This is a genomic window from Pseudomonas sp. 58 R 12, from assembly GCF_900005865.1.
GTDB lineage: Bacteria > Pseudomonadota > Gammaproteobacteria > Pseudomonadales > Pseudomonadaceae > Aquipseudomonas > Aquipseudomonas tritici.
Genome location: NZ_CVTP01000028.1, coordinates 518,262 through 540,533, shown reverse-complemented (window position 1 = coordinate 540,533; position 22,272 = coordinate 518,262). Strand labels below are relative to the sequence as shown.

Genomic DNA, 22,272 nt, shown 5'->3' with positions numbered 1-22,272 from the left:
ATATCGGACACTCCACATGAAAGAAGTTATCGACGTTATTAAAGTTAAAACCGGATCCAAGTTTGAGGAGCTGGGTAGCTATTCGCGCCTCATCGCCGTCGGCGATCTGATTTTCGTATCCAATACCGCCGGCCGCAATCCCGCCACAAAGGAAATGCCCGAAGACCCGGCTGAGCAGACCCTTCAAGTCTTGGCCAATATAGAACATGCCCTTTCGGCCGTTGACGCTTCGCTTGGCGATATCGTTGCCGCGCGCGTATTCATACCGTTTGCGAAGGACATAGATATCGTAATGGCTACATACGCAGAAAAAATGCGCGGTATTAATCCAACGCTGACGCTGACCAGCCCTCCTCTGGGATCTGAGATATACAAAGTTGAAATTGAAGTCACCGCCTATCGCGGGGTCTCAAAGGCCAATGTCAAAGAAATCACGATTACTCATAACAATACGTGACACTTAGCAGCCTCAGGGCGTAGCGATTCAGTGCACTTTCGATAACGTATACAGTATCAAGGACAAGAAACTTGGCCCCCTCTCTCTCTCCCGTTCAGACTTCTGTCGTTCTTCCTGCCGCCACGACAGTGGTGGTGATCGGAGGGGGCATTATCGGACTCACTGCGGCATTGTCGCTGGCAGAACGTGGCATCCCCGTCACAGTACTTGAAAAGGGCCGAATTGCTGGCGAACAATCCTCGCGAAATCTGGGGTGGATCAGGAAAATGGGGCGGGCCAAACTGGACCTCCCTCTTTCAATCGCCGCAGAAAAACTATGGAGCACCATGGCACAACGGCTCAATGCCGATGTTGGCTACAGACAGACCGGTATTTTGTATACCGCCAGCTCAGCCGGGGAAATGGCTTCACATCAAGAATGGTTGAACTCAGTCGCTGATGCCTCGCTCGACTCACGCCTGGTCACGGCGAGAGAAATCGCTGATATTTCTCCAGGGTGCACCGTCGATTGGGCAGGCGGAATTTATACAGCCTCTGATGGCCGAGCAGAACCTACTCTTGCCAGCAGTGCCATCGCACGGGCGGCTATCGCTAAAGGCGTTATCATCGTGGAGAACTGCGCGGTGCGAACGCTATCCATGTCGGCAGGCAGAGTAAGCGGTGTTGTAACCGAGCGGGGGGAAGTGCGTTGCGATAACGTAATCCTTTCCGGCGGCATGTGGTCGAGACGCTTTCTCGCTACCTGCGGTGTTCCCCTCTTGACGTTACCGGTAGTCGCCTCAGTCCTTCGAACGGCTCCTCTGACGATAGAGGGAATGACTGAAGTCGCAGTAGGCACTCCAGATATCTCTTTTCGCAAACACCAGGACGGCGGATACATCATTACGAACCGGGGAGCTTTCATGGTGCCGATCGTACCTGACAGCTTGCTGATCGGGCATCACTACTTTTCCACACTGCGTTCTCAATGGAAAAACATGAATCTTTCCCTGGGACGAGAGTTCATGACAGAACTGGCCCTGTCGCGACGCAGTTCTGACCAAGGTACCTCTGCTTTCGAGCAGAGACGGACAATAGACCCAAACGTCAATCACGGACTGAATCGGGCTGCATTACGCAATCTCACTGAAGCTTGGCCCGCTTTTAAAAAAGCCACCATAGAACTCGAATGGGCTGGCATGATCGATGTAACGCCGGACGGCCTCCCAGTGATATCCCCCGTAGATAAAATTCCGGGTTTGACGCTTGCTTCCGGATTCTCAGGGCATGGTTTTGGCACCTCTCCAGCAGCCGGACAACTGGTCGCTGATCTCGTCACTGGCGACACCCCCATAGTTAATCCCGCACCGTATCACCTCAAGCGCCAGCACAGCTGATCAAGCCAGAAAATCAGGGGTACCTCAGCAATCAAGAGTTCTATAGAAAGCTAACTATCCAACCTAGAACCGCAAATTTCGGCGCAGACAGAAAAACCTTCTTAGATCAAAAAGCTATAAAAATATTGTAGGTCACTGACCAAAAAAACTAGCCCACAGTATTGCTTCCCGGCATTCACTAGCATAGATTCATCAACATAATAAAAAACTTGATGATGCGAACCGTGCGAGGCACCCATGATGAATTCCCAAACTGAGCTTCAAGATCAACGCTTCAAGTATCTGTATTTGAGCTCCAGACTGGGAACCATGCGCGCGGCGGCCGAAGAGCTGGAGCTCGCCGTCTCCTCCATCAGTCGCCAGATTGCGAAACTGGAGTCCGATCTAGGTATTCAGCTCATACAAGAAGGTACTCACAGGATCTGCCTGACCGCCGCAGGTCAGGCTGCAGTTGATTATTATGTTGAGCGTATGGGTCATCACAATCAACTTTTGAAAAAACTCGGCCAACTCAAAGAAGGATATTTAAATAGAACCAGCATTGCGGTGGGCGAAGGACTACTTAGTACTCAGGCCATAGGTGAGCTTTATCAATTTTTCAAAGCTAACCGACAATCGCACACTGAGCTGTTGATTGCGCCCTCTCACGAAGTTGAGCGAATGGTCGCTGAAGACGAAGCAGACATAGGATTGGTGTTTTCCCCTACCAAGACCACCAACATCAATAGGCTCCATTCTTTCGATCAACCCATGAGAGCTATTGTCCACCCCGACCATTCGCTGGCGGGCAGATCGATACTCAGTCTTCAAGACCTGGCTGACGAAGATATTGTTCTACCCCCGCCTGAGTACCGGATCAGAGGAATTATTGATCAGTTGCAAAGTGAAAGCAGCGCTCACTTCCAGCCTTACATTACTTCAAACTCACTGAAGATAATGTTGGACCTCACGCGCAATGGCATAGCCTCGACAATACTCAGTGACTTTCCCGTCATTGATGAGTTATGCAACGGCACATTAAAAGCTATTCCTATCGATTATCACGCATTGAATGTAACACAAGTACAAATTATTTCGCGCCAATCCAGGAAGCTGTCCCCTCTTTCGCGTGATTTGGTGCATTACTTGGCAATGGCGATAAACGCACAGATTCGGCGCATTCGTGACTGCACCAGCAGAAATCCCAATAAGATTTTCTTGGTTCGGAAAAATGCCATAGCTACGGCAGTTGACTAGCCTCTTTTTTCTGAGCGATGTTTTCCATGATTCTCCATATGATGGATTTAGCGTCTTGAACTATTCGCTCATAATTCTGCGCATCCGGCCAATCCACCATGTAAAGCACCATAATGCCATCGATGTGTAACAGCACCTGGGTTGCGACCCGCTTGATGGTCTCACGCGATGCATCAGGGTAAACCCTGGTAAGGATTGTCGAAAATTTTCGCCTATTGACTCTGTACAGTTTACGCTGAAAAAGGCGCGCCTCTACATCCCGGAGTGCCATCCCCCAGAGCTCGACGAAGATAGCTGTAACATCCAGTCGCATGAGATCGCTAAACAAATAATCCAACACAGCACACATCTGTTGTTCGGGACTATTATAGGACTCCATCATGATGAGTTTATAATTTTTCAGATAGTCATTTACGGTATACCTGACCATCTCCAAAAATAGTTGATCTTTGGTCGGAAAAAAATATTGAAGATGACTCAGCGACATATCGACTTTTTTAGCCACGCTTCTCATACTGAATCCAGCATTTCCCGAGTCGAGAAATACCATCCTTGCCTCGACCAAAATAGCCGTACGTTTCTCTTCAGTCTTTTGATTGTTTTTAGCAACCCTCATTGAGAATTTCCTTTTTACCTAAAAATTTTGCAGAAATTATACAACACTCTTAATTCGCCTTAAAGACCATACTTGCTTGTATTCCATACAGGCCAGATATACCTGCCCGGTCAGATGAACTACTGTTTTACCCGATATCGTCATCGTCTCAGCTTAGTGCAGTCATGGTCCACGACCTAGGGCACGATCAGCAAAAACCAATCCGCCCTACACGCAAGTGATACATTGGACGCACCACCTGGATGATTCGCCTTTGTTGCAGCAAGGGCAACAATAGGTACCTCTGCTGTCATTGTCCAACTCGTGACGGTGCGGGATATTAATTTCCTTTATATTCCGCTAGTACGATAGCGGCCCCTGAAACAATAACAATGGGCATTCGATCATGACATTGGCAAATAACTACGAACACCTCACCTCTGGGGCTAAATCCAGGATCGGCAAACGTACCCAAATCTTCATTAATGGTGAGTTCAGGGACCCGCATTCAGAAAAATACTTTTCTATCGCCGATCCTAGTAACGGTCTTGAATTAGGTCAAATCGCACAGGCAGACCAATTTGACGTCGACCTGGCAGTGGCCGCTGCACGCAAGGCATTTGAAGACAGCGCCTGGTCCAGAATGAGACCCTATCAACGTGAAGCTTTGATGCTGCGGCTCGCTGATTTGATTGCGGAAAATGCTCAGGAGCTTTCTGAACTCGAGACGCTCAGCAGTGGCCGCCTTATTCGAAACACTCGCGCATTCGATGCGGACCTGTCGGTTTATACGCTGCGTTATATGGCCGGGTGGTCCACCAAAATCTCTGGAAAAACCCTGGATCTGTCCGTTCCTTACCTGCCGGATCAAAAATTCTTTGGTTTCACAAAACGATCGCCACTGGGTGTCGTCGCAGCAATTACCCCGTGGAACGTTCCGCTTTGCCAAGCGGTCTGGAAATTGGCACCTGTTCTTGCAACAGGGTGCACTGTTGTTCTCAAGCCCGCTGAGCAAACCCCGTTCACTACTTTGCGCCTGGCGGAGCTGTGTAATGAAGCTGGCATTCCACCTGGAGTTGTCAATGTCATTACCGGCCTAGGTCATGAAGTAGGTGCGGCGCTTGTTGAGCACCCTGGCGTGGACAAGATAAGTTTTACAGGCTCGACTGAGACAGGGAAACGAATCGCCGCAATAGCAGCGCCCCTGATGAAAAAATACACGCTTGAACTCGGCGGTAAGTCACCGGTCGTCATCGCCGAAGATGCCGATCTGAACATCGCTATTCCCGGCGCTGCCTGGGCTATTTTCGGCAATCATGGTCAAAACTGCTGCGCAGGTTCTCGGCTGTACGTCCACGAACGCCACTACGCCGAAGTCACTGCTGGAGTCGCTGAAATCGCACGGACCATCAAAATTGGCCCGGGTCTGGATTTAAGTTCGCAGATGGGTCCACTCGTTCATCACGCCCACCGCGACAAGGTGATGAGCATGATCCACCAGGGCCTTGAGTCCGGTGCAGAATTACTGTGTGGGGGCGAAACGATCAACAGCCCTGGCGCTTATATTCAGCCTACCATTTTGACCGACCTTACAAACAACAGCATCACATCCCAAAAGGAGATTTTTGGGCCGGTGCTAACAGCCTTTTCCTTCAAGGACGACCGTGAGGTTATCCAGCGCGCCAATGCGACCTCATTTGGTTTGGGGGCCAGTATCTGGACCAAAAACGTTGATCGGATCACGAGCTTCTTCGGCGGCGTGAAAGCAGGCACTATCTGGATCAATAACCACAATGTGCTGGATCTCAGTCTCCCCTTCGGCGGCATGAAGGATTCAGGCGCAGGTCATGAATTGGGTGAAGAAGGCTTACTCGCCCATACGTCACTCAAGGCCGGTGTTATGCGTGTTTTTGATCAGGCTGAATGAAGATTGGCGACCTTTTTTAAACCATCAATATGAATTGTCTTCCCGCGTGCGTACAGGTATTACCCGATGAATGAACTCCTAAACGTAGTCGTGCTTAAACGAGTGCTGCAAGGTGATGATGTGGTCGTCATCGAGCTGGCGCGGGCAGACCGCGGCAATTTACCGACCTTTGAGGCCGGTGCCCATATTGATGTGCACCTACCCTCAAATGTGATCCGCCAATATTCGTTGTGCGGCGATCCCGCTGACGCAGGCATTTATCGCCTTGGGGTATTGAGAGATCCTCAATCCAGGGGCGGGTCCATTGCAGTCCATCAGGAATTACTTGAAGGCGTAAAGGTAAACATAAGCCTGCCTCGTAACCATTTCCCGCTGGACTTGAATGCCGAACGTTCAATCCTGCTCGGAGGGGGTATTGGCATCACACCGATGCTGGCCATGGCCTATGCGCTTGAAGCCAGGGGCAAGGCGTTTGAAATGCATTATTGCGCACGCTCACGTAGCCGAAGTGCGTTTCTTGAAGAGTTGGAGCTATCCGGATTTTCCCAAGCTGTCCAGCTGCACTTCGACGATGAACCTGAAAGCCAACTGGACCTCAAACGCGTATTAGGAGGCAGCCAGGACACGGCTCACATCTATACATGTGGACCGGGAGGTTTTATGAAGTGGGTTATCAATAATGCTCTCGAACTCGGCTACCCTGATGCACACATTCACCGCGAATACTTTCAGGCCGACATTGATACCAATGGGTCTGGTTTTGAGGTTGTGGCGGCGCGCAGCGGTAAAACCGTCAATGTCATGACCGGGCAGACCATTTATCAAGCACTGGCTGAAGTAGGTATTGATATCGAAATATCCTGCGAGCAGGGTGTTTGTGGCACATGCCTCTGTGATGTTTTAGAGGGTGAACCAGACCATCGCGATGTGTATCTCACTGCTGATGAAAAAGCGGCGAACGATACGATATTGGTATGCTGTTCACGATCAAAATCTCCACGATTGGTGCTGGACATATAACGTCAAAAGCGGTGCATCGCCGGCGTCATTTGCCTTGGCCGTCCTCAGCAATGTAATGACACACAGGCTATGGCGCAGGGATTGTCATGCGTTGCCGCTCAAGCAAACCCATTGAGCCCACCGGGATTTTTTCTTGCCGTATCGGCGATTCAAATCCCCCTGTCTTACACATGACTACTGCTCTGCGCCGGTTAGTGTTGGCGCTAGCCATTCGGCAGTTTCAATCCAGCGCTGCCTGACAACGTGCAGCTGAGAATTTTATGCTTAAGAATAACCTTCAGGGTTTATGGAAATATCGAGTGCCGTTGTTGGGCATATTCAGTATCGCGACTGCTCTTGTGCTGGCTTTTGCCTGGGCAGGAGGATTCTTAGGCACCGGCGTTACCACAAAAGAGTTTCTGGGTGACTCCCTAGATAATTTTCCACCAGGCTATCGACGGGCCCACGGTAAGGGTATGTGTTTCAGTGGGACTTTTCATGCGAGCGGCGAGGCCGTCCCTCTGTCGACCTCACGTATTTTTCTACCGGCCAACATCCCCGCCGTCGGGCGTTTTTCAATCGGCACCGTGGACCCGCATGCGGCGGACAATTCGACGGCGACCGTCAGCATGGCACTCATGCTGGTAGGCGACGACAAGTCACAGTGGCGAATGAAGCTCAACAACGAACCCTACTTCGCGACTCGGGATGCCGAGGGTTTCCTGGCGCAGGTCGAGGCCTTTGAACCGGTGGCTGCCACTGGACAACCAGCCCCGGACAAGGTGGCCGCGTTTTTTCAAAAATATCCAGAGGCTCGCAAGTCTGTAGAGCGAGAGGCGAACGCGACTTGGCCGGCCAGTTTTGCAGGAACCGAATATAATTCCATCAACGCCTTCGTACTCATTGCAGCGGATGGAAAACGTCAACCTGTGCGCTGGTCCATGCGCCCTCATGCGGCGGTAGAGATGTTGAGCAAAGAGGCTCATGCGCAAGCCAGTCATGACTTCCTGTTTAATGAAATAACTCAGCGTGTGGGTGTAGCACCCTTGTACTGGGATCTGGTATTCCAACTGGCCGAGGCGGGAGATCCGGTGAACGACCCTTCTCAACCATGGCCGAGCAACCGCAAGGAGGTAATCGCTGGGACGTTAGAGGTCAACCAGGTGGTAGAGCAAACTCATGGGGCATGTCGTGACATTAACTTTGACCCGACGCTTGTACCTTCAGGAATAGCGCTTTCAGACGATCCGGTGCTTGCAGCCCGTGCGGGTATTTACTCCCAGTCCTATAACGCCCGATTACGAGAAGTCGGTTTTGGTAAAGCCACTGACGCGGTTGGCAAAAAGGAAATCAAATAATGCATACCCAGCAGAAGCACACCGGTGTGCAAAGTTTCAACTTCGCGGCACGGCTTCTCCATTGGCTCATGGCTGTCCTTATCCTGGCTATGCTATTTATAGGTGTAGGCATGATGGCTTCTCTGAGCCTGCGTCCCTGGCTCATTGATCTTCATAGGCCTCTGGGAATCGCCATTCTTCTTTTGGCTATCCTGCGTCTAGGCAATCGGCTTTTAAGCACCACGCCGCCATTGCCTGCCAGCGTACCGTACTGGCAGGCAATGGCGGCGCATGTTTCGCATCTATTGCTCTACTTGCTGATGCTCTGCCTGCCACTGCTCGGTTGGGCGACGCTCTCTGCCGGAAATTGGCCTGTCACCATGTTCGCGGGCTGGAACCTTCCACCCATTGCTCCTGTCAGCTCCGCGCTTTACGCTTGGTTTCGGGCCGCACATGGGTTATTCGCCTGGGCTCTGTTTCTGCTTGTGTTAGGACATCTTTGCGCAGCGCTGATACATGCTTGGATATACCGCGACGGCGTCTTTTCCAGCATCACGCGTAAGGCTCGTGGTAAATAAATGACGCACATCAACATGGCCACGATCGATCTGAATCTTCTCAGGACTTTTGTGGCTATTTGGGAACACCGCAGCCTGACAATCGCGGCCGAACGCCTACACCTCAGCCAGCCCGCCGTCAGTCACGCACTGCGTCGACTACGCGATGTGTTTGACGATCCGCTGTTCGTACGAACAGCAACGTCGATGGAGCCGACTGACGCAGCTATTCGCCTGCACGGACCCATTGAACATGCGCTGATTATTATTCAAAGCGCATTAATGATGTTTTCGAACTTTGAACCGAAAACAGCGGATCGTACTTTTCGCATCTCCATGTCGGATATGTCGCAACTTTATGTGCTACCGACGGTGATGGAAGTGCTAGCGCGCGAGGCGCCGAAAGTACGCCTGGATGTGCGTCAAATGCCTATAGAGCAACTGGCTATGGCATTGCGCAAAGGTGATGTAGATATCGCGATAGGCTATCTGGTAGAACTTGGTGAAGAGTGCATCCACGAAAACTTGCTAGACGACGAATTCATTTGTCTGTTGCGCGACGGCCATCCTTTTCAGGAAGATGAATTGAGCGTTCAGGACATACTCGCCCTGCGCTATGTTGACGTTTCGAGCAATATTACCGGCCATGGCGTAACCGCCGATGCAGCATTCGGAAAGGCCGGCATTGCGCGCGAAATCGCTCTGAAAGTGCCTAACTTCACGATTGCCCCGAAAATCGTTGCCAACACTGATCTGGCATTGATTCTGCCGCGTGCCATTGCCATGCAGCTAAACCACGACCAGCGCTATCGGCTGCTGAGTCTGCCCATCGAATTGCCAGCCATCTCGGTGGGACTTTATTGCCATAGCCGTTTCCTATCGGATGCCGGGATAACCTGGCTGCGCGGGTTAATCATTAGTCTGTTTGCCTCCGGCAGCCATACCGGATTTCATATCAAATGAGGCGTGCGAGCATTCTTTATAAACCCTGCAACCCACGAATGGGGAACTGCAATTATTCAGGATGCCGACGTCTGTACGTTGACGGCTGCAGCCCGCCCCAGACGGTGAAAGTTTCTCCCAAAGTAGATCAGACTCTCCCCCTCTTCACGGACCTGAATTTGGTTAATTTCGACAAATAATACCGAATGCGATCCGACTTCCTTGATATCTACTATGTTTCCTTCGAGGCTTGCTAGGGCGTCGTTCAACACCGGTAAGCCCGAGGAGCCTGTCCGCCAATCCTGGCCGGCAAAACGTTCAGCAGGCGGCAGGTCGGTCATGCCAGCAAACTGTCGCGCAACACCCTCCAGATCACCGGTCAGTATATTTACGCACAACGCCCTGTTGCCCAGCAACGCTTCATGAATTGAACTGTTACGGTTGATGCAAACCAATAATGTTGGGGGCGTATCAGTGACCGAACAGACCGCACTCGCAGTTAATCCGAAGCGACCATGGGGGCCATCGGTAGTAATGATATTCACCGCCGCAGACAACAATGACAGCGCTTGCCGAAAATGTTGTTTTGATTGATCGCTAACCATAACCTTCACCTTTTAATTATTGACTTGGTGAATCCATGTTGAGAGGGATTGTTCATTCGGTCAAATTCGCTTTACTCATACGCACTATTGACAGCAGGAATAGCCATCGCCCTTAAACGCCCTCCCCTTTAGAGGCGCATGGCACGACAGTTAATTCCCACGGATTATTTAGCTTATTCATATTCCGAATTTGATTTTTTCTTATCATCCCACGCATTCTGAACGTGTATGCAATCACCCTAGCCAGAGAACAATAAACATGAACAGCAAAAACAATTTCGATGATCGTGACACACGTGAAGGCGCTCCAATCAGCATCAAGGCGATTTCCCTGGATGATGTGATTGCGGAGATTGCCGAGCGTCGCAGCGAGTTTAACCAACGCTCCCATGTCCCTTTAGACATGATTGAAAAAATGAAAGCAGTGGGTATCTTCCGCGCCAGTACTCCCAAATGTTTCGGTGGCGATGCGCTGCCTCCAGCCGAGTTCCTGCGCATCGTAGAGCGGGTTTCCGAAGCCGACGGTTCGGTCGGTTGGGTGACCGCGTTCGGCTCAGCCAACATCTACCTGGCGGCACTCCCCCCGGCAACCCAAGCATTGATTTATGCCAACGGGCCAGACCAGGTCTATGCTGGCGGCCTTTACCCTCTACAACCTGCCAAAGAGACTGAAAATGGCTGGGAAGTCAGCGGGCACTGGCGGTTTGCTAGTGGGTGCAAAGGTGCCAACTGGATTGGTGTAGGCATCGGTGGCACATCGGCCAACGGTGGAGGACCGACGGCAGGCAAACCGCTGACCGCTGTGTTCCCGGCAAGCGAAGTGCAGATCGTCGACAACTGGAATGTTGTCGGGATGCAAGGCACGGGGAGCCATGACCTCAAATTGCACCAAAAGAACGTCCAACGCGAGTGGACTTTCGTGCGGGGCAGTGCCTCCACAATTGACGAGCCCCTCTATCATTACCCGTCTGTTTCCTACCAGGCGCAAGTTCACGCCGCCGTTAACCTCGGGCTGGCACGCGCAGCACTGGACTTGGTGATCGCAATGTCGGGCAGCACCAAGACTGTCACCGGTGCCCCGCGTTTGGGTGATCGCGCTTATTACCGCAGCGAACTGGGTAAGGCAGAGGCGATGCTGCGAAGCGCCCAGGCGTTTTTCTACGAATCCGCCGAAGCTGTATGGGCCTCGCTCATCGCCGGTAATCCGGTGACCCTGCAGCAGACTAACTTATTACGTCTCAGCGCCACCCATGCCGCTCATACCGGAGCGGACGTAGTCATGAAGGCTTATCGACTGGCGGGGACTGCAGCCATCTTCAATGACAATCGTATGCAATGGATCGTACGCGACTCCATGGTAGTGACACAGCATGCTTTCCTCGGCGAAGCGACTTACGACGGCGCTGGCGCGGTGTTCGCGGGCATCGAACCGACCATCCCCTATCCTTGAGCACCACTATGCACAGCAGCTTCTGTCACGCTGCTGCAGTCTCTAGAGCTGATTCTGTAAGAGAAATATGCAACCTTGTTAGCGAGTCTCTACCAACTGAACGAAAATCGCGTCCAGGCCGTCTGGGTTGAAGATTGTCGCAATCGGGCTGCATCGGGCCGACATCAGTCGTATGTAAGTTGGTAAGTGGGCAATATCAGTTTTAATATGCGGCACACAGCTGTTTTCGCTCAAGTGTGTCATCAAGCGACCGATAAAAACTTATGCGCTGGGCCATCCGCCGCTGCTTGCGGGGAGCACATTCCACGCTCTGGGAAAACCATGACAATAAGAACAATGAACATTGCTCCGCGCGCATTTCTGGGGTTCTCCCTGATAGGCGCGCTCATGCTGATTCTCGGCCTCTTCGCCCTGTCTCAGATGAGCAAGATCCGAGCAGCTGGCGACGACATCGCGATAAATGGCGTCCCTAGCTTTCAGACCCTGAATGCTCTAACGGTGACGGGCGTCCGAATGCGGGTTTTATCGCATCGGCTGTTAACTGATCGCGAACCAAATATTCAGAACAGGACCATCGAATTACTTGCGGAACAAAACCAACAACTTAACCAGTCGCAGGCAGCATACGCCAAACTGATTTCATCCCCTGTAGAGCAATCCGACTACAACGACTATATGCGGCTGATGGGTGAATATCGCAAGATTGAAACGCGCCTTGTTACCCTCAGTCGGGCTGGCGATCTGCAGGAGCTAACGCGCGTGCTGAACGCCGAGTCTGCGGCTAACGCTGAGCAGATAAACGTGGCGTTGGGTAAGCTTACTGACTTCAATAACGCCCAGCTGGCTATCATCAATCAATCCGCTGCTGACCAGTACAGCTCTGCGTTCAACTGTGTTGTCGGCCTCCTCATTATTGCCTCGCTGCTGACCATGCTGTTTGCCTGGCTGCTGACCAAGAGCATCACCCAACCTATAGCGTTGGCACTTGAAGCGGCTGAAACCATAGCCGAAGGTAATCTGACCCGACCGATAAAGGTTGATGGCACTGACGAAGCGGGCAGGTTGCTGCTCGCCATGCAAAAAATGCAGGAGAAACTGCGCGATACCTTGATGCGTATTTCCGGATCCGCAACACAACTGGCTTCCGCTGCCGAGGAGCTGAACGTAGTTACCGATGAAAGCGCCCGCGGCCTTGCGCAGCAGGACAACGAAATAGAACAAGCCGCGACTGCAGTCAACGAAATGACCAGCGCCGTCGAAGAAGTGGCGCGTAACGCAGTGAGCACTTCAGAGGCGTCAAAAAACGCGACGGCGTCAGCAGGCGATGGCCGGGATCTAGTTCACGAAACCGTCAACGCTATCGAACGCATGAGCGGGGATGTGCAAAGCACCGCCGATCTGATTGGTAATCTTGCGGAGGAGTCCCGCGACATCGGCAAGGTTCTGGACGTGATTCGTGGCTTGGCGGATCAGACCAACCTGCTGGCGCTGAACGCAGCTATCGAAGCGGCCCGGGCCGGTGAAGCCGGTCGCGGTTTTGCGGTTGTCGCCGATGAAGTACGCGCTTTGGCCCATCGCACCCAACAGTCCACAAGCGAAATTGAACGTATGGTTGGCAGCATTCAAGGCGGCACCCAAAAAGCGGTCAGTTCAATGCGTAACAGCACTGACCGTGCTGAATCTACCCTGAGCATCGCGAAAGGCGCAGGCTTGGCGCTGGAAACCATCAACACCGCAGTGATCGAGATCAACGAGCGTAACCTGGTCATCGCCGCCGCTGCGGAAGAACAGGCTGCAGTCGCCCGTGAAGTGGACCGCAACTTGGTCAACATCCGAGACCTGTCGACGCAATCTTCCAACGGCGCCGCCCAGACCAGCGCCGCCAGCGGCGAGTTGACCCGCCTGGCGGTTGACCTGAACAGCATGGTGTCGAGGTTTCGCTTGTAAGAGGTATCGGAGGCCATCTGTTGGAGCGAGGCTTGCCCGCGCGTACGATGAAGAGGTCTGCCTGATACACCAAGGCGCCTAGTTCGCAGGCAAGTCTGGCTCTCATAGAGTTCAATTTGAACCCTGATCCCGCCCACAAAGTTACGGCCATTGGCGCTAAGTGTCCCGTTGGCGTGTGGGCCAACCGTGGCGCTGGATAACGGCGCCAGGTGGTCCTCTGTGTTGCCTCAAAATTGCCCCGACTACAACGAGATGGCCACCCTCTCCGCCCCATCGCTGGTGCGGAAGGTGACGGCGTCTGTCGATACATCCAGCGCGCCAGGCTCGAACGCAGCGTGATCGATTTGGCCAACCCGTTGCTGCGCACTGAGTCGCTTACCTCGATCGCTTAAAAATGATGTTTCACAGATTCCGCTCATTTCAGCCGCTTCTTGAAAAAACACTTTGAACTGAAGCCTAAAACACTTTCGTGCGCATGCATTGCGCGGAGCGCTGGCAGGTGCTGCCTGGCCACTAAGAAAATAACCGCTTGACCTTGCCTCTCGGTTCTCGTTAACTTCACGCCACTTTCCTACCTTCCGGTAGGAAGTCAATCATGAGTTTGTTATGGAAAAGAGTCATTTCGGCAATCCTTCACTGAAGTTTGCCATTGCCTTGGGGGCCATCGCCGCACTGGGGCCCTCAGCCGTCGATATGTATTTGCCAAGCCTGCCCGAAATGGCGGTTGATTATTCGACCAGTGTTGCCAGCATTCAGCTGACGCTCACGGTCTTTTTATTGGCAATGGGGCTTGGACAATTGCTGTTCGGGCCGGTAGTCGACGCCTTGGGCCGTCGACGTCCACTGATAGCAGGCTTGTTGCTGTTCAGTTTGAGTGCGCTGGCTGCAGGAGCGGCACCAACCCTTGAGTGGCTACTCGTGGCACGATTTGCCCAAGGGATAGGCAGTGCTTTGACGTTGGTGGTCATCATGAGCATGGTGCGTGACGTCACTCAGGGCGTTCAGGCAGCAAAACTTTTTGGCCTGCTGCTGACCATTCAAGGTGTTGCTCCCATCATCGCCCCGGGGTTGGGTGGTTACATTGAGGCGCATTTCGGATGGCGGGCCGTCATGCTGGTACTGGCTGTTCTCGGTGCGCTGGTGGCGGTGAATTCGATGGCTGTTTTGCCTGAAACACTACCAATGCAAAAGCGCGAGCCATTGAATATGAGCCTTGCGATACGCACGTATGCGCGCCTCGCAAAAGACGGTCGTTTTCTAAGGCCAGCTTTAGCGCTGTCAGCCGTGTTCTTCTTTCTCTTTGCCTATGTGGGCGGCGCTACATTTGTTTATCAGAAGGAATACGGACTGCCTGCTGCCCAGTTCGGTACGCTGTTTGGCGCAACCGGCATCGCGATTCTCATAGGGGCCGTCGTGGCTACCAGACTGGTGGGCAAGTACGGTTTGGCCCGCATGGCAACGGCTGGAGCTTTTTGCATCTTTGCAGGTTCTGTCATGGCCTACGGCGCAGCAGTATCTGGTTCTAGTTTGTACTGGCTGGCTGCCGGTGTCGCGGTAGCACTGCTTGGATTGGGGATTGCAGAAACCTCACTGATGACGCTGGTGATGTCTTCGCAAACCACTGCCCTGGGTTCAACGGCTGCATTGCTCGGCGCGTTTCAGCTTGGCATCTCGGCCTTCGCCACACCGTTGACCGGTTGGGCGAGCAGCTATGGCGCCATTGCCTGGTGCGCATTCCTGATAGTCTGCGCCGTTATGGTGGGTGCGCTGACCTGGGTCAGTGTGCGCGAAGGCAGGGCCGAGCACATCACCGCGTTAAATCACTGAATTAAAAGGTCATCCCGATGAAAGTGCTGAGCCCTTCCGCAAGCAGAATCTGTGATATCGCTCTGGTGCATTTCGCTGAGCGGGGATACGACGCCTCGTCGCTCAATGAAATCGCTGTCGTGGCAGGTATGCGCAAGCCCTCGTTATACGCGCACTTCAAGAGCAAGGATGATCTGTTCAACGCCGTGCTGAATCTGGCGCTGGCGACGGAGAGGCACTATATCGAAGAGATGTTTGCAAGCGTCCCGGCGAATGATGACGAGCCCGGCAAGCTGTACACGGACAATCTTTCAAACCGCTACGAGTCTTCCGCTGCCCTGCGTTTCCTGCTGCGAACGGCATTCTTTCCGCCTTCGGAGTTAAAGGCATCGGTGACAAGTGGCTTTGAAGCCTATCTGGACCGTCTTCATGAACGCTTTGGCGCAAGCCTTGAGAACAGGTATCCAGCCCTGTCGGCGAACGAGATTTCAATGTTTCAGGATGCTTATATAGCGGTTGTCGACAGCCTTCATGTCGAGTTGATTTACTGTAGTGAAGGCACCTACTGTCGGCGTCTTACCGCTTTGTGGCGCATTCTTGGTGATTCGCTGTCTCTGGCTGTGGGGAAGGTGGCGCATGGATAAATCAACCATTCAAATTTTGCAAAAACATCTAAACGCTATCATCCGCCTTGCTCCCTTGCCCGCCTCCCGTGCTGCCTTTTTAATGAGAAACACACTCAGACAAGCATACTCTTTGCAGTACGGCCATCGCCTCTACGCATCAATGAAATAGCTCTGGCAAGATGGCGTATCAACGCGTGGCTCACTGGGGAAAGCTTGCGGGATGGGCGAACGATGATTCGCATTTCGGTACTGCTCATTGCCTCACATGCTAACGGGATCGCCTTGAACAACCCTGATGTCAGCTCGGAAACCAAGGGCAGTTCTGGCAGCACGGTACTGGCTATCCCTGCGCGGACCAGGTCCAGGATGACCTGTAGTGAGTTGGCGGTAACCACCGGCTCAATCGTAAACGGCTCATCCTTGCAAGCTTGAGTAACCAGCTCCCTAACGCGGTATTTGGGGCCAGGCAAAACCAACGGGGTATTGGCAAGATCTGTTAACGTCAGCACATGCTTTTTTGCCAACGGACTTTCCCTGGACACAATCGCACGGAGCGGCTGCTCGAACGCATACAAACTGCGGAGGGTGGCTGTGCTTGCTGGCGCAAAAGCAAGGCCAATGTGCGCTTCGTCATCTTGGATCATCCGCTGTACCTCAAAAGACGGCGCGATGATGATTTCGATATGAGCATCGGGGTATTGCTTGAAAAAGTTTTGCAGTTCCACGATTGCCTGGGAGCCCAGCAATCCTTCTCCGATGGCAATGATAGTCGTACCTAGAAAACGCCCTCGCAACTCGCTGAGCTGATCCAGCAACGCTTCATGCTGGCTAGCCCTGGCACGGTAATAATCAATCGCAACCTGCCCAGCCTCAGTCAGGCGAATCCGATGAGTGCCCTGCTCTACCAGATCAATGTCTAGTTCCGCCTCTAACTTGGCAATCTGTCGACTGATCGACGAGGGGGCAATGCCTAGCTCGTCAGCCGCTGCACGCATCGATCCGAGTTGATGGCTGAAGAAGAGATATTTGAGTTGTTGGTCCTGGAAGTCCAGTAGGACATTGGATCTCATTACTGTCACCGCTCATCAGGCTACTTTCTGTCCGACTAAGACGCATTTTGAATCCCGGACACGTCTCATCGCTTAGGTGGTTCACGTTTCTCTGCGCCAACCCTCCTGACCATCGAGACGCAGCACGGCCGTTTTGTCGAAGTTCTTGCATGCTCCCAACCAAGTAGGTACTGCCACCCCGTTTATACTCGCTATCGGCCAAACCGTTATCGAAGTTCGTGCCGTCGCCGCAAATTAGAAAACCATCGCCGACCGTAACCCTCTGGCGGCCGAAGGACACGTCTGGCCCGTCTTTACCCAGTGCCTCGAACCGTTCGCCAGAGCGCAAGCCAGGCACTGATCACCACTGATTCCGTACTTGATATAACCTTCGCGCCTGGTAGACGAACCCTTAGACTTACTGCCGGAGTTCGAGTAGTTCTGCTGGCTGTTAAAGACACCGCACGTGGCTTCGAGGTTAGCGCTGAGGTGAGTATCTTCATCTGAGTAAAGTTCGTAGGCGCTGGTTTGTATGCTGCCAGCGATCAACGCTGCAAGAGTGGAAATACCGATGGCCAAGTTAATCGATTGAGCGTAGCGGGTAGGCGCTTACCAATGAACGCCTACCTTGCGCCCAGTTTTATTAGTCCATATCAGGCTCAAAAATACCCCGTTTCATATAAAATTTAACCCAGATAACGCTACAGATGGTGATGAACGAAAGCATGCCGCCAGTAATGGCATAAACAGAACTCGTCAACGCCGGCGAGGGGGAATTATTGATGGCCACATACAGTATGGCAACAATTGCAAAGATTTGCGGTAAAGGGAAGAACGGAGAGCGGTATGGACGTGGGTGATCCGGCATCCGCTTACGCAAGACAATCACATTCAGATGCGCAATCAAGTAGGCGATAAGGTAACTGGTGCTGGCCGCGATAACAAATAGGATGATCGAGTCAATATCAAGCGATAAGTAAGGAATAACTATCGAAATGCTCAGCACTACGGTGGCTACCCAAGGCACATTATAACGATTAACTTTTTTGAAAATGGGTAGCAACTGATTTTGTTCAGCCATCCCATGCATCATTCTTGGAACGGCTGCCAGTACAGTATTAACAGAACTGGAAGTCGCAGTAAGTGCAACAACGGCTGTAATCACCAAGCCGGTAGAGCTACCAAATACAGCCATGATAAAGTCAACATATGGCATTTTAGCACTAACCAAGGTTTCCGAGTCCATATAAAAGGTTATACCATAGCCAAACCCGACGAATAAGAAAAATATTAAGAACAAGGAAAGATGCATGGAGCGAGGAACATTTTTATGTGGATCTTTTACCTCGCCTATCAGCGAGCAAATGTACTCTATGCCGACAAAACACCACATCGAGAGTGCAATGAATCCGATAAAACCGAAGTTAGTCACGCTAGCAAAACTCCAGTCAACCGGAGTACCCGCCAACTCTGGGTGTGGTTGTGCTGTTCCCGTGATAGCAACACATGACACCAGTGCAATTGCGCTCACCATGACTACAACAAGCAGGTTTTGTACTCGTGCAAATACGTCTGTCCCCATTAAATTAGTAATGGTAAGGCCGACCAGAATAAGTAGAGATATTGACTTAGTTGGCACGAAGCCAGGCAGCAGTTTGGACACAATAATATCAATCATAAACATCTCAACCGGCACCGCCAGCACGGATACAACAATGTAACCGGCAAAAACGGCAACAATAGCTGGGACATGACCTATTGCTTTTTGGGTATAGGTAGCCAGTGTTCCTTTTTGAGGAAACATCAGAGAAAGCTCGGCAAAACTCATCGCATTACATTGTGAAATTGCCAACGCTGCCACCATGGCAGCCAGAAATGTCATGGCACCAAAACCAACGCCCTGTGCCGTCGATATCATTGCGCCTTGAGCAACAACCAAGCCGATACAAATTGACATCATCGTGAGTAATCCGAACTTTTTGGATAGTTGCGGATTCGCACCAGCAGCCGTGAGATTGGAACTGGATATCTTCGTAGATTCGCTCATGTGTAGTGTCCATTTATTATTTAAGGGCCAATACTCGATTACTTCAGAGGCGATCAAACCGGTATGGAGCTGGGTCAACGAGTGGGGTCATATGGGTTACGAGGTCTGCTGCCAGTTGCCCAGCAGCGGGGCCGGTACCAAAACCATGACCTGAGAAGCCAGTGGCAATCGTCAGCCCAGGAATGGACTTAATATGGTCAATGACAGGGTTTGAGTCTGGGGTTATATCAATCTGCCCCGCCCAAGCTTCGCAAATGCTTGCGTTTTCAAAAATCGGCCAGGCCTTGCGAAGGTTGCTCAAGGCTTCCTGGATAAGGCTTTCGTTGACAGACGGGTCGAGTGTTCGAACGCGCTCAAACGGTGAGGTTTGGTCTGCACGCCAGCGGCGCTTTAGGGCAAGGTCCTGGAGGAAAGGTTTGCCTAAAGAAACGCGTAAAAAGGAACCTTGCCCACGAAGCAGACTGAGGTACCGGTGGCCAATTAATAAGTGATCCAAGGTTAGATTAGCGTCCAAGGCCGCGCGCTGGGTGATGATGTAACCACCCTCTATGTGTTTTCGAAATGAAAAATCAGGGCCTCCAACGGCAATATCAGTGGGACCCTCCATTGGGGTAGTGCGAAGCACGGAGCATGTGAGAGGAAGAGTTGGGTAACTAACTCCAACATTACCTAGAAAACGGCGAGACCAGGCGCCACCGGCTAATAGCACCTGATCACAGCGAATCTCACCGTGCTCGGTAACGACACCGCTAACTTTCCCACCCGTCGTTGATAGTGTTCTAACGGCACAGTGCTGAATTAAGACTGCCCCTTTTTCGATGGCTGCCTGTGCAAGCGCAGAGGTGGCCAGATGGGGCTCTGCTTTGCCGTCTGAAGGTGTGTAGAGAGCACCCGCCCACTCACCTTTGCCTCTAGGTACACGCTCATTAATCTCGCGTGCGCTAAGCATTTGGGAGTCTAAGGATAAAGACTCCACCGACTTCAACCAGCGTTCATGTAACGCTAAGTGCTCTTGATTTGCTGCAAGAAACATAATACCGGATTGCTGATAACCCACTTCGCGGCCAATGCGCTCAGGCATACCTGCCCATAGGCGATCTGCCGCCAGAGCTAATGGCACATCAGCTGCGTGCCGATTAGTCTTGCGCACCCATCCAAGATTTCGCGAGGATTGCTCGCCTGCAATATGCCCTTTTTCCAGGAGGACAACTGGAATATTTCGCTCGGCTAAGGTCAATGCCGCTGTCACACCAATAATGCCACCTCCGATAATGACGACAGTGGTGGATTTTGGTAATTGATCAGTAGTCCTCACTGACTCGAGAGTTTTCGTCATGACAATTTCCTGAGGTGCCCGCGAGAGTATCTGAAATGCTCAACCGTCGTTACTCTAGTTCTACGTTAACTTTATTTAGATTTGACGCACCACGGTACGCTGTAACCTCCACCTCTACTTTGTATACGGTTGAGCCTAATGGTGGGCAAGTGATCGTCGTGGCCGGATTGATGCCTTTGAATTTCTGCGCGATGAATCCCATCACAGCATTTACATGCTCGGGTGATTGGACAAAGACACGAGACATCACGACGTCAGCCAGAAAAGAGCCCAGTGAAGCCAGGATCTTTTCAATAATCCGAAAAACTTGCACAGCCTGCTCAACGGCATCTTCAGGAATTTCCTTAGTATCTGGATTACGCCCCGCAGTGAGAGATACATAAATCCAGTTATCTACCGTCACCGCTCGAGAGTAGCTGCCTAGCACTTAAAATTTTGAGCCGGCATTTACTTTTATAATATCTTTCATCATGAGAAACGCCTATGACATTAAATAATAAATTATATTTAACGAAGTACTGGCTCATCCCATAGATTAAGTTTTACCCCAATGCCTTTTTGAACTGCATTGCGGTAAATCACTGTCGCCCAAGCTACGTCCTCAACCGGCATACCGCCAACAGACAAAATGATGATTTCCTCATCGTTTTGGCGCGCGGGTGTTATGCCTGCACAGATGTCACCCAAGTCCTCCAGCGCATCGCGGGAAAGTTTTCCTTCCCCGACCAGATCCATAAATCGCATACCCACTAACGGGATCAGGTTATGGGCCGGCTTGGGTAGTTCTTCATACCACGCATCGTAAAGCCCTGTGTTATCAAGTACTTTGCGTACATCTGCTTGCTCCATGCCGTCGTCCAAACGGCAAAAGGCAGGCATCGCAAGGAAAGCACCCGGCTTAACCCACTCGCGCTTGACCAAGGGATACGTCGATGGATCGCCGACATCACCGGAGTTACAGTAAGTAATGATGTCAGCACCGCGGACTACGTCTTCAACTGTATCGACCACATTGACATTTCTGATTTGAGGAAATACTTCGTTAACCCACTTAACGAACCTATTTAAGTTGTTTTCTCCACGGCCTTTTATATTGATTGTGTCAATTTCTGGGCACGTCGACATAAATGCAGTGACCGATGTTTTGCCCATGACGCCCGGGCCTAACAAGCCAATAACTTTTGAATTTTTCCGCGCAAGGTGACGAGCACCTACGCCAGGAACCGCCCCAGTTCGATAAGCCGACAACAGATTGGCTGACATATAAGCCAGTGGCGCGCCGGTATCGACATCGTTTAAAATGAACGTCAAAATTGAACGTGGTAAACCTTTTTCGCGATTCGTAACGTTAGAGCCGTACCATTTCACACCACAGGCCTGGAAGTCCCCGCCAAGGTAGGCGGGCATAGCCATTAAGCGACGATCAGGTGTAGGCTTCGGCATGTTGGGAAAGGGAGAATCTGCGGGAAATGTAATTTGTGAGCCATGAGAGTCATTATTAGCACCTGCCATGCGATAATCACCTTGCTGAAGCAGAATAAACATTTGCTCCATGGTGTTCACGCACTCAGCCATGTCCATCACTCCGGCTTTGATCATGTCCTGCTCGGAGAGATAAATGAAATCGATCTTGGCATTATGTTTTGACATAGTTTTTATCCGCAATATTATTATGTTGTAATTGGCATTAATTGAAAATCTGTTCGGATTTTCTTCCAGGCTTACGTCTAAGGGATGTGGGTCACATCTCCCGCACTTTATCGACGTGTCATTCACCCACTCAAAGACGCAAATTCCATTTCCAGTTTCGTAGTGCACCTGGTCATTCCAAGCGAGTAGCTATTCATATAAGGCTGACAGCTGCCTTCGCACTAGGCGGCCATTTTGTCGCTCAAGGAAATCTAAATCTTCCCCATCACTACCCACCCCTTCAGGATCAAGAAAAATTCTTAAACGGACTTGCTTTGAATTTTCCGGCGC

General features: G+C 51.7%; 19 protein-coding genes and 2 pseudogenes. 13 read left to right on the top strand and 8 right to left on the bottom strand.

Annotated features, from left to right (window positions below):
* Window positions 1-16 precede the first annotated feature (16 nt).
* The 3 genes from BFP95_RS26865 (at window position 17) to BFP95_RS26855 (ending at window position 3,069) form a co-directional block, all read left to right on the top strand.
* The gene (locus BFP95_RS26865) at window positions 17-457 is read left to right on the top strand and encodes a Rid family hydrolase (RefSeq protein ID WP_003232737.1); all 441 of its coding nucleotides are present in this window, start codon (window positions 17-19) and stop codon (window positions 455-457) included.
* 71 nt (window positions 458-528) lie between these two features.
* On the top strand, window positions 529-1,833 hold the full coding sequence (locus BFP95_RS26860) for an NAD(P)/FAD-dependent oxidoreductase (protein ID WP_065910944.1): 1,305 nt from the start codon (window positions 529-531) through the stop codon (window positions 1,831-1,833).
* A 237-nt stretch (window positions 1,834-2,070) separates the two neighbouring features.
* The gene (locus BFP95_RS26855; RefSeq protein ID WP_236708818.1) at window positions 2,071-3,069 is read left to right on the top strand and encodes a LysR family transcriptional regulator; all 999 of its coding nucleotides are present in this window, start codon (window positions 2,071-2,073) and stop codon (window positions 3,067-3,069) included.
* Here BFP95_RS26855 and BFP95_RS26850 read toward each other — a convergent pair.
* A complete protein-coding gene (locus BFP95_RS26850) occupies window positions 3,053-3,685 on the bottom strand; it encodes a TetR/AcrR family transcriptional regulator (RefSeq protein ID WP_015372130.1) in 633 nt (210 codons plus the stop codon). The genes BFP95_RS26855 and BFP95_RS26850 overlap by 17 nt on opposite strands.
* A 385-nt stretch (window positions 3,686-4,070) precedes the next feature.
* Here BFP95_RS26850 and BFP95_RS26845 point away from each other — a divergent pair, with 385 nt between their 5' ends.
* From BFP95_RS26845 to BFP95_RS26825, 5 genes are all read left to right on the top strand, one after another.
* Window positions 4,071-5,591 (top strand): aldehyde dehydrogenase family protein, encoded by a 1,521-nt coding sequence (locus BFP95_RS26845; protein ID WP_065873526.1) that lies wholly within the window; start codon window positions 4,071-4,073, stop codon window positions 5,589-5,591.
* A gap of 66 nt (window positions 5,592-5,657) precedes the next feature.
* On the top strand, window positions 5,658-6,611 hold the full coding sequence (locus tag BFP95_RS26840; protein ID WP_015372132.1) for a PDR/VanB family oxidoreductase: 954 nt from the start codon (window positions 5,658-5,660) through the stop codon (window positions 6,609-6,611).
* 260 nt (window positions 6,612-6,871) lie between these two features.
* Window positions 6,872-7,948, top strand: a complete 1,077-nt coding sequence (locus tag BFP95_RS26835) for a catalase family peroxidase (RefSeq protein WP_056858399.1) — start codon at window positions 6,872-6,874, stop codon at window positions 7,946-7,948.
* Window positions 7,948-8,505: a cytochrome b gene (locus tag BFP95_RS26830; RefSeq protein ID WP_056858398.1), complete on the top strand. Its 558-nt coding sequence runs from the start codon at window positions 7,948-7,950 to the stop codon at window positions 8,503-8,505. Before BFP95_RS26835 ends, BFP95_RS26830 begins: the two co-directional genes overlap by 1 nt.
* Window positions 8,506-9,447 carry a LysR family transcriptional regulator gene (locus BFP95_RS26825; protein WP_065910943.1) on the top strand — a complete coding sequence of 314 codons (942 nt, stop codon included), beginning with the start codon at window positions 8,506-8,508 and terminating at the stop codon, window positions 9,445-9,447. It abuts the gene before it with no gap.
* A 56-nt stretch (window positions 9,448-9,503) separates the two neighbouring features.
* Here the strand turns inward: BFP95_RS26825 and BFP95_RS26820 are convergent, their stop codons facing one another.
* A complete protein-coding gene (locus tag BFP95_RS26820; protein ID WP_003232755.1) occupies window positions 9,504-10,031 on the bottom strand; it encodes a flavin reductase in 528 nt (175 codons plus the stop codon).
* A gap of 259 nt (window positions 10,032-10,290) precedes the next feature.
* Here BFP95_RS26820 and BFP95_RS26815 point away from each other — a divergent pair, with 259 nt between their 5' ends.
* The 5 genes and pseudogenes from BFP95_RS26815 to BFP95_RS26800 all read left to right on the top strand — a co-directional run bounded on the left by BFP95_RS26815 (window position 10,291) and on the right by BFP95_RS26800 (window position 15,878).
* Window positions 10,291-11,481: an acyl-CoA dehydrogenase family protein gene (locus BFP95_RS26815; RefSeq protein WP_065910942.1), complete on the top strand. Its 1,191-nt coding sequence runs from the start codon at window positions 10,291-10,293 to the stop codon at window positions 11,479-11,481.
* 321 nt (window positions 11,482-11,802) lie between these two features.
* Window positions 11,803-13,428 (top strand): methyl-accepting chemotaxis protein, encoded by a 1,626-nt coding sequence (locus tag BFP95_RS26810; RefSeq protein WP_065910941.1) that lies wholly within the window; start codon window positions 11,803-11,805, stop codon window positions 13,426-13,428.
* Window positions 13,429-13,712: 284 nt separating this feature from the next.
* Window positions 13,713-13,961 (top strand): annotated as a pseudogene (locus BFP95_RS30150) (hypothetical protein); the annotation flags it as partial.
* A 73-nt stretch (window positions 13,962-14,034) separates the two neighbouring features.
* Window positions 14,035-15,255: a multidrug effflux MFS transporter gene (locus BFP95_RS26805; protein WP_056858394.1), complete on the top strand. Its 1,221-nt coding sequence runs from the start codon at window positions 14,035-14,037 to the stop codon at window positions 15,253-15,255.
* Between the two features lie 17 nt (window positions 15,256-15,272).
* Complete coding sequence (locus tag BFP95_RS26800) at window positions 15,273-15,878, top strand: TetR/AcrR family transcriptional regulator (RefSeq protein WP_056858393.1); 606 nt, start codon at window positions 15,273-15,275, stop codon at window positions 15,876-15,878.
* Window positions 15,879-15,973: 95 nt separating this feature from the next.
* On the opposite strand, the gene BFP95_RS26795 is transcribed toward BFP95_RS26800, so the two are convergent.
* The 6 genes and pseudogenes from BFP95_RS26795 to BFP95_RS26775 all read right to left on the bottom strand — a co-directional run bounded on the left by BFP95_RS26795 (window position 15,974) and on the right by BFP95_RS26775 (window position 21,942).
* Entirely contained in the window at window positions 15,974-16,930 is a 957-nt protein-coding gene (locus BFP95_RS26795) for a LysR family transcriptional regulator (RefSeq protein WP_083224250.1), read from the bottom strand.
* A 93-nt stretch (window positions 16,931-17,023) separates the two neighbouring features.
* Window positions 17,024-17,494, bottom strand: a pseudogene (locus BFP95_RS30485) (hypothetical protein); the annotation flags it as partial.
* A 58-nt stretch (window positions 17,495-17,552) separates the two neighbouring features.
* A complete protein-coding gene (locus BFP95_RS26790) occupies window positions 17,553-18,956 on the bottom strand; it encodes an APC family permease (protein WP_065910940.1) in 1,404 nt (467 codons plus the stop codon).
* Window positions 18,957-18,999: 43 nt separating this feature from the next.
* Complete coding sequence (locus BFP95_RS26785; RefSeq protein WP_056858391.1) at window positions 19,000-20,292, bottom strand: NAD(P)/FAD-dependent oxidoreductase; 1,293 nt, start codon at window positions 20,290-20,292, stop codon at window positions 19,000-19,002.
* A gap of 49 nt (window positions 20,293-20,341) precedes the next feature.
* Window positions 20,342-20,719, bottom strand: a complete 378-nt coding sequence (locus tag BFP95_RS26780) for a Rid family hydrolase (RefSeq protein ID WP_256534331.1) — start codon at window positions 20,717-20,719, stop codon at window positions 20,342-20,344.
* Between the two features lie 80 nt (window positions 20,720-20,799).
* Window positions 20,800-21,942 (bottom strand): tyramine oxidase subunit B, encoded by a 1,143-nt coding sequence (locus tag BFP95_RS26775; RefSeq protein ID WP_065910939.1) that lies wholly within the window; start codon window positions 21,940-21,942, stop codon window positions 20,800-20,802.
* Between the last annotated feature and the right edge of the window lie 330 nt (window positions 21,943-22,272).